The sequence below is a fragment of the Sharpea azabuensis DSM 18934 genome (assembly GCF_000702165.1).
Taxonomy (GTDB): Bacteria; Bacillota_I; Bacilli_A; order Erysipelotrichales; family Coprobacillaceae; genus Sharpea; species Sharpea azabuensis.
The window spans coordinates 1-9,253 of the sequence record NZ_JNKU01000065.1; the positions used below are offsets into that span (position 1 = coordinate 1).

Here is a 9,253-nt window from a genome sequence, read left to right on the forward strand (position 1 = left end):
CAGCCCATTCTGTACATAATCCTGAACGACCATATCTTTGAATTCCTTTGAGTAAGATGAATTTCTTTCTTTAGGCTTGAGAGCTTCTTGCCCATTGGCTTTATAGAGACTCGCCCATTGACGTATTCTGTTGTCACCATATTTCCCCATACCTAATTCAAAGGCAATATCAGATGCTGATTTCTTTCCTGACAGATAATCCAGTGCAGCCTTCAGTTTCTGTTCAAATGTATATTTTGCTTTTCGTCCCATAATAAAACCCCCTAAAAGCAGGGCAGTACATATTGTGTATTTGTACTGTCTACCTTTAGGGGATCGTATCATTGAATTAATAGCTTTTTGGATTATTTTAATATTCTCTGTGATTTGTGTTCTGTCGCTATTTTGACTACGGCTTGAGAATCTTCCATATAAAGCTTTAGGATTAAACGTTATTTCATGTCCATTCCAAAATGGCGTGTGATAATAACAGCTTGATGTGCTGTTAAGCTTTCTGATAAGTTCTTCTTTATCTTGATACGATAGTAAATCAGAAGTAGCAATAATCCCTATGAGAGAATCAAGCTGTGCATTAGAAAATAGATGTACGTAGGATAAGTCAGTAAGACTCTGTTTTTTCCCTTTATCAGTTTTTTCAGTCTTCTTACTTTGAACATTTTCTTCCTTTTGTCCATATTTAATACTAAAATTATATGCACTCTCATCACGATTAATTTCTTTAAGAATATTTTTTATTGTGTTTGTTATCGTATTAGGTTCTTCTAATTTTGTATTATTTTTGTGTTTACTAATACGATAAATCTTTAAAAGTTTCATCAATTCATTTTTTCTCAAAAAATGGCTTTCATCCGTCATTATTCTTAAGATATTGAGAATTTGTAATGTTCTTTCTTCGACGCTATATTTTTCTTTTATACAATTTTCTTCACTTATAGATATATCCTGATACTTAGTACCTGGATTAATTTCAAGCATTTCATCATGTGATAACTCGTCAAAACATTTCTGAGGCAAGTCTGTTATTCCATGGGAATTTAACAACTCATTCTTTTCATGGGACATAGCATATTTTATACATACCGATGCATATGACAAAAATGAGCCCTTCTTAGGATCATAATTATGAATCGCATTTATTGTTGCTTGCCAACCAGCCATAAACAAATCTTCTTCCATATGCTTCCGGTCATAATTTGGATATTCTTCTATTTTGTCTAATTGCTCCCATGCTTTTTTATGAATATAGTTTTGAAATTTTTCAGTTAAGGTTTGCCAAGCTACATTATCATTGGCTTTAATTCGTTCAACTAAAATATCGAGTTCATTACTTGTTGCGTTATCTTCTAATTTTTCTTTAGCTAAATCATCCATAATTTTTAAGTTTCTCCTCTATATCACGCTTTGTGACACCAATCATATTAAGGCGTTTAAAGAGCGCTTTATTATTACCATGACCTAAGCGATAGGTATGGTAGAGATAATTACGTTTCTCATGATCACCAATAATATCCAAGCTTATAAATTCTTGCCAGCTTAGTGTATCTTCTCGTTCACTAAATTGAACTGTATTCTCTAATGCTTCAATAATAGCTTCATGTCTCGCTTCAGCAATGCCAAGTTTCTTCTTGCCAATAGCATCTTTCTTTTTCACAAAAGCATGTTTGGCATTTGGCACTCTAGCAATAATTTTATTGCGTATTTGCTGGCCAGGGTAATCTGGATCGGTCAAAATAATGACACCTCTTGTCTTTGATGCTGTTTCGATTTGTTGGAGGATATCTTCGTTGATACCACTACCACTTGTTTCAATTGTATCCACATCAAATAATTGTTGTAATGTTGCAGTATCCGTCTTTCCTTCCACTACAATCACTTCTTGAATTCTTTTCATATCATCACCTTTCTCATCATACTCACCATTTTTCGTTCTAGCAAGCTTATTTCTATGTTAAGAGAATCTAATACAATAATTGTCAAATATTGGTCATATATATTATGTAATCGTTTTCATTTAAATGGAAGTGTGTTAGAATGAACACATACTTAGGAGAAATGATATGAGAAAGATACGTATAGGGCTATTTGTAGAAAATATTGATTCTTATAACTCGGAAATGATTCGTGGTGCCCAGGCTGCATGTGATGAACTAGATGAAGAATTGATTATTTTCTATGGAAGTGGCTTGAATAAGAAAACACAACTTGATAATCCTTCCACTCATAATACATTTTCTTATGAATTTGCGAATAAAATAGGTATCGACCTATTGCTTTTGAGTACTAATAATGTCGCAAGAGATATGAATAATGAGGAATTCTTAGCACGTTTTCATATGCCCATTGTTTCTTTAAACTATGTCTCAGATCATGTCAGTTCAATTGTCTTTGACAATATAAGTGGTGCGAAGGCTGCCGTAAACTTCTTAATCACCAAGGAACATCGCAGACATATTGGTGTCATTGCTGGTCCTAAGACAAGAACAGGCACAAGAGAAAGACTTTCTGCCTATCGTGATATTCTTGATTTTCATCATATTGCTTACGATCCTTCTCTTATTGTCTATGCCCAGGATTATACGGCTTATCATAATACGCTTGTTGGACAGTTTATTGATATGCATCCTGAAATTGATGCGCTTTTCTGTGTTACTGATAAACTTGCGGTATGTGCCTATGCTGAACTCAAGAAACGTGGGTATCGTGTTGGTCGTGATATATCTGTTGTTGGTTTTGATGACGACCCTTATAGTGCAAGCATGGTTCCACCTCTTTCAAGTGTTCATGCCGATAGTGCAATGCTCGCCTATCGTGCAGTCATTGAAGGGCAGTCACTTTTAGAAGGTGGTATCCCATTTAGGCATGTGCTGCCAACTGAATTTATTGCCCGTGATTCTGTCAATAGTGCTTCCAAGAAGAAGATGATCTCTATAATTTTGTGAATTTCGCGATTAATGAGAAACTTTCGATTCATGATTTATCCTGGGGCATGACTAACTTTCTTTTCAACAATAAAATCATGTTCCATACCAATATCAAAGATGAAACTGTAAAGTTATTTGAAGATATTATTTCTGCTTCTTTCTTCTGTGATTCGATTGAAGAATTTAAAGCTAAAGTATTTCCATCTATTATTAATGTTATTACGGAAGATAATATTCAATTCATTGATCTTGATAAACTCTTTAATTGTTTAAAAGTCCTCTTTGATATATCTATATCAAAGCATCTCATTGAACATCATCGCTTAGACTATTTCACACAATATCTCTATAGTGAACTAGGGATTGTCTATTCTAATACCACATCCCGTATTCTTACAAAATCAACTGAGCACCAGATCAACGTCAATATCACCAATCGTCTTTCCCTGTCAATCACTGATTCAAGTGATCCTGAACGTATGCTTGGGGAGACATTGCGTATTCTTAATATCAAGAATGCTGCTCTCTATGTCTTTAAGTACCCTTATCACTTTGATATTACTGAACCGATTACTCTTCCTGAATCTTTAATTCTTAAATTGAAGATTAAAGATGGTTTAATGATTAGAACACATAATGAACTTGTCAACGAACAAGACTTAATTCGTCATGTTTCTTCAACACATAATTATACCTTGAGTGCAATTGCATCCGATAGTGAGCAATATGGCATATTAATTACTGATATTGATGGTCATGATTTATCCATGCTGGAATATATTACTGGACAGTTTGGAACAACATTCTATATACAGTCCTTAATGAATAAATTATAGTCACAGTCTGTCACTGATGAATTAACCCATATCTATAATCGTCGTGGTCTTCTTGATGCATTAGCAAAAGGGGCAAAAAATATTGCTCCTGGACAAGTTGGTTATATTGTCTTTGTGGACCTGCATGGCTTAAAGTCCATCAATGATACCTTTGGGCATGATGCTGGAGATAAAGCGATTATCCTTGGCACGGAAATCATCAAAGCTTCCTTCCCAAAACAGATTGTTGGTCGCTGGGGTGGTGATGAGTTTGTGATCTTTATTAATGGTCTCAATCGTGATTATATTCATACACTAGAAGAAAAGATTAATGAGAATACAAAGATTCTTTCTGCTCGTCATAATTATCCATTTACATTATCACTCTCATTTGGGATGTCTGCTATACATCCTGGTGACACACCAGAACAAATCACCCGTATTATTGAAGATGCAGATAATCGTATGTATTGTTTTAAAAAGAAAAGAAAGCAGGCAAAGCAATAAGCTTTGTCTGCTTTTTATTAACCGCCAAAGACTTCAGCGATACGTTCATCGAGATTCTTTGTAGGTGTTTCAATATGTGGTTTTTCACCAATATTCTTGAAGGCTGTTGAAAGCATGAGCTTAATACGGTTAAGCTGGTTGGTTTCAGAAGCACCTGGGTCATAGTCAATAGCGACGATATTGGACTGTGGATACTTCTTGCGTAATGCCTTAATAACACCCTTACCTGTAACATGGTTTGGCAGGCAGGCAAATGGCTGCATACATACAATGTTAGGTGCACCATCATCAATCAGGTCAATCATTTCTGCTGTTAGGAACCAGCCTTCACCCGTCTGGTTACCAAGTGAGACAACTTCGCTTGCTTTAGCCGCCATTTCGGTAATTGGATGAGGTGGGGTAAAGCGTTTTGAAGCCTTTAATGCCGCAATCATATCTTTTCTCAAGTAATCAACAAACTTGATGGCAATATTGCCAATCTCTTTGCCCTTCCATGTTCCATCATAATGAGTTTCCTTGAAGTTAGCATTATAGAATGAATACTGGAAGAAGTCGATTAAGTCTGGCATTACTGCTTCAGCACCTTCTGCTTCAATGGTTTTGACGATTTCATTGTTGGCAGTTGGATGGAACTTAACAAGAATTTCCCCAACTAAACCAACTCTTGGCTTTTTAATATCAAGTAATGGTAATTCATCGAATTCTTTAACGATTTCATACACATTCTTTTTAAATTCCTTAAGTGAGCCGTTCTTCACATTTTCCTGGCACTTTTCAGCCCATGATTCATAAAGTTCATTAGCCGAGCCTTTGACCGCTTCATAAGGGCGTACACGGTAAAGGACACGCATGAATAAGTCACCATACATGGCCCCAATGACAACTTTCTTAGCGAGCTTGTAAGTAATCTTGAAACCTGGGTTGCTTTCGAGACCGACTAAGTTAGCTGAGATAACTGGAACCTGTTCGAGATGAGCATCTTTGAGAGCTTTACGAATGAAGGCAATATAGTTTGTCGCACGACATCCACCACCTGTCTGAGAGATGATGAGAGCTGTCTTATTGACATCATATTTACCACTCTTTAATGCTTCCATCATCTGTCCAGCAACAAGTATTGATGGATAACATGCATCATTGTTGACATATTTCAAGCCTGCTTCCACAGCACCTTTATCAACTGAAGGTAGTACAACAAAGTTATAACCTTCTTCACGCATAGCTGTTTCAACAAACTGGAAGTGAATTGGTGACATCTGTGGACAAAGAATTGTCCAGCCATCCTTTTTCATTTCCTTTGTGAATGCTGGTTTAGATGGTTCATAATGTTCACTTAAGTCAGGTGTGAAGTTCGATTTCTTAATTGTTGCTTTAAGTGAGCGGATACGAATTCTAATTGGGCCTAGGTTAGAGACTTCATCAATCTTGATTAATGTATAAATCTTATTTCTAGCCTGTAATAATTCTGCAACCTGGTCACTTGTAACCGCATCAAGACCACAGCCAAATGATGTAAGCTGAATAAGATCAAGATCTTTCTGCGTGCTGACAAACTGGGCTGCACGATAGAGTCTTGAATGATATGTCCACTGGTCAACGACACGAAGATTTGTCTCTTCGTTATTCATATTCGCAACAGAATCTTCCGTCAATACGACAAAGCCTTCACCAGTAATAAGGTCGGCAATACCATGGTTGATTTCCGGATCAACATGATATGGACGTCCAGCTAAGACAATACCATGCTTATGATTCTTATGCATATATTCAAGAGCTAAACGACCTTGTTCACGAATATCTTCTCTTGAACGTGCTAATTCTTCATAAGCCTTATCAATGGCATGATGGAGTTCTTTATCGGTAATGTTGAATTCAGATAATGAATCCTTGAGGACTTTGAAGAGTGTTTTTGGATTGTTAAGGGAAATAAATGGATTCTTGTAATTAATGTTCTTTTCTTCCAAGTGATCCACATTGTTTCTAATAACTTCTGGATATGATCCTACAACTGGACAGTTATAATGATTACCAGCATCACTAAATTCCTGTCTTTCATAAACAACTGAAGGATAGAAAATAAAATTAATGCCACGTTCAATTAAATTCTCGATATGTCCATGAACAAGCTTTGCTGGATAGCAAACAGATTCAGATGGAATTGATTCAATACCCTTTTCATAAATCTTCTTGCTGGAACGTGCCGAAAGAACAACACGGAACTTTAAGTCCGTAAAGAATGTATACCAGAATGGATAGTTCTCATACATATTAAGAACACGTGGAATACCGACATTGCCTCTTGTTGCTTCTTTTGGAAGAAGTGAACGATAACCAAAGATACGTTTGTATTTATAGTCAAAGAGATTTGGTAATTTCTTGCTTGTAAGTGGGAGGTTTGCCCCTCTTTCACAACGGTTACCAGAAATGAATTCTCTGCCATCATTGAATGATGTAATTGTCAGCATACAGTTATTTGTACACTTACCACAGTTTCTCATTTCATTGCTGTATTCTAGAAGTTCAATTTCTGCCTTAGAAAGGAGTGTTGTTCCTGCACCATCATCATTTTCACAGGCAATACGCGCCATGCCATAAGCACCCATCAAGCCGGCAATATCGGGACGAGTGACTTCAATACCTGTTTCCTTTTCAAATGCACGAAGAACGGCTTCATTATAGAAAGTACCACCCTGTACAACAACATGTGTGCCAATATCTTCCTTACTTCTTAATTTAATAACCTTATAAAGGGCATTCTTGATAACTGAGTAAGAAAGACCAGCTGAGATATCTTCAACACTTGCCCCTTCTTTTTGTGCCTGCTTGACTTTTGAGTTCATGAAGACTGTACATCTTGAACCAAGGTCAATAGGATGCTTTGACTTAAGGGCTAATTCTGCGAATTCTTCAATCTTGTAACCAAGTGATTTCGCAAATGTCTCTAAGAATGAACCACATCCTGCTGAACATGCTTCATTGAGGGAGATATTCTGAATGACATTATCACGAATCGTAATGGCCTTCATATCCTGACCACCAATATCGAGAATAAAGTCAACATCAGGTTCATAAGCCTTAGCAGCTGTATAATGGGCAATGGTTTCAACTTCACCATAGTCCACTTTAAGAGCAGCTTTGATTAAAGCTTCCCCATAACCTGTAACCCCGGCTTTGGCAATATAAGCACCTTCAGGTAATAAGTCATAAACATGGCACATTAAGCGCATGATGAGCTGTAATGGATTACCTTCATTAGAGTTATAGTAAGTATAAAGAATGGCACCTTCAGGATCTGTAAGAATCATCTTTGATGTCGTTGAACCAACATCAATACCTAAATAGACCTTACCTTTATATTTCTTAATATCATGTTTTGTCGTAATATGAGAAAGATGTCTTTCTCTAAAAGCACGTAGTTCTTCTTCGTTATTAAAGAGTGGCTCTAAGACATTTGTCAGTTCACTTGTCTGGTTTTCAAGTTTTTCTAAATGCTTGATCATGTTACTGAAGCTGATGGCTTCTTTCGCATTTTCCTTGGCATAGATACAAGCACCCATAGCTACGAAGAGCTGTGAGTTATCTGGGAAAATCACTTGATCTTCTGTTAAACCAATTGTTTCAATAAAACGTTGTCTGAGTTCTGACAAGAAGTAAAGTGGACCACCTAGAAATGCGACATTGCCCTTAATAGGATGTCCACTTGCAAGTCCAGAGATTGTCTGATTGACAACAGCCTGGAAAATAGAGACGGCAATATCTTCTTTGGAAACACCATCATTAATTAATGGCTGTACATCTGTTTTCGCAAAGACCCCACAACGTGAGGCAATAGGATAAATGGTCTTGTAGTTTTTGGCAAGTTCATTTAATCCCTTGGCATCCGTCTGTAATAATGTAGCCATCTGATCAATAAAGGCACCTGTACCACCAGCACAGCTCCCATTCATTCTCTGTTCAAGCTGGCCATCAAAGTAAGTAATCTTGGCATCTTCGCCACCTAGTTCAATCGCAACATCAGTTCTTGGAATATATGTTTCGATTGTCTTTGTACAGGCAATGACTTCTTGTACAAATTCTATCCCCATACTATTAGCGAGAGAAAGCCCACCTGAGCCTGTCATTGCTACATGTACATCAAGATCTCCTACCTGATCTTTAACTTCTATTACTAAATCATGAATTGTCTTTCTAACGTCAGAGAAATGTCTGACATAGTTGGAATATAGGCAATTATCATTTTCGTCTGTCAGATATAACTTTACTGTTGTTGAACCAACATCTATACCTAAATAATATTTCAAAGTTCTGACCTCCTTATTCCCGTATCACTTCAAATATTAGCTTTTCACAAAATTTTCTTCAAATCATATGCTTAAGAATTCATTACATTTCTCATTGTTTCATAAAGCAATTTCGCTTTTTGATCAGAAAAAGAACGGCCATTATTTTTCCATCCACGATAGGTAGAATAATTCACACCAGCCTTTTCACAAATCACCCGCATATTAAAAAAAATGCATTTACGACTTACAATTTCCTTATAATTCACTTTATCCACGACATGTTAACTCCTTCACATTTACTACATTCTTGTGTTACAGCATATGTATATTAAACGATTAAATGCGTAAAGTCAACCACTATTTTACTACATACATGTTGAAAAGATGTTGTTTAACCAACATCATATTGATTTACAAGAATGTCTCTTTTCGCTACAATGAGGACGATGAGGTGATTTACTATCAGTAGTCAAGGGTATATTTTGATTTGTTTATCTTAGAAGCACAAAAAGAGGTTCGAGGAACCTCAAAAAAATTTATAGTGACGAAAAACAGTTTATCTCAATTTGCTCTGATCAAAATCCAGGTCATTTTTTTCAAGAGTATATATCGTTCTGATTAGTTTTTTCGCGACATGTGAAAGTGCTACACGAAAGAATTTCCCTTCGTTCATTTTCTTCAGTTTATATTCATATACTACAGGATTATGCAACGCAAAGGAATCTGC

6 protein-coding genes and 1 pseudogene are annotated in these 9,253 nt (G+C 36.3%); 3 read left to right on the top strand and 4 right to left on the bottom strand.

The window, feature by feature from the left end; all coding sequences use genetic code 11:
- Together T529_RS12680 and rnmV are read right to left on the bottom strand one after the other, a co-directional pair.
- Positions 1 to 1,371: transposase (locus T529_RS12680; protein ID WP_476661782.1), on the bottom strand; the 1,371-nt coding region annotated here is incomplete at its 3' end.
- Positions 1,364 to 1,891, bottom strand: coding sequence for a ribonuclease M5 (rnmV, locus tag T529_RS0111040; protein ID WP_033163664.1), 528 nt, complete (start codon positions 1,889 to 1,891; stop codon positions 1,364 to 1,366). The genes rnmV and T529_RS12680, both read right to left, overlap by 8 nt.
- Before the next feature lie 166 nt (positions 1,892 to 2,057).
- Between rnmV and T529_RS0111045 the strand changes: the two genes are divergently transcribed.
- The 3 genes and pseudogenes from T529_RS0111045 to T529_RS0111055 form a co-directional block, all read left to right on the top strand.
- Positions 2,058 to 2,939, top strand: coding sequence for a LacI family DNA-binding transcriptional regulator (locus T529_RS0111045; protein WP_033163665.1), 882 nt, complete (start codon positions 2,058 to 2,060; stop codon positions 2,937 to 2,939).
- Positions 2,936 to 3,757 carry a hypothetical protein gene (locus T529_RS0111050; protein ID WP_033163666.1) on the top strand — a complete coding sequence of 274 codons (822 nt, stop codon included), beginning with the start codon at positions 2,936 to 2,938 and terminating at the stop codon, positions 3,755 to 3,757. Before T529_RS0111045 ends, T529_RS0111050 begins: the two co-directional genes overlap by 4 nt.
- Before the next feature lie 15 nt (positions 3,758 to 3,772).
- Positions 3,773 to 4,243: pseudogene (locus tag T529_RS0111055) on the top strand (GGDEF domain-containing protein); the annotation flags it as partial.
- Positions 4,244 to 4,260: 17 nt separating this feature from the next.
- Here the strand turns inward: T529_RS0111055 and T529_RS0111060 are convergent.
- The gene (locus T529_RS0111060; protein WP_033163667.1) at positions 4,261 to 8,544 is read right to left on the bottom strand and encodes a 2-hydroxyacyl-CoA dehydratase; all 4,284 of its coding nucleotides are present in this window, start codon (positions 8,542 to 8,544) and stop codon (positions 4,261 to 4,263) included.
- Positions 8,545 to 8,615: 71 nt separating this feature from the next.
- On the bottom strand, positions 8,616 to 8,801 hold the full coding sequence (locus T529_RS0111065) for a hypothetical protein (protein WP_033163668.1): 186 nt from the start codon (positions 8,799 to 8,801) through the stop codon (positions 8,616 to 8,618).
- Positions 8,802 to 9,253 lie beyond the last annotated feature (452 nt).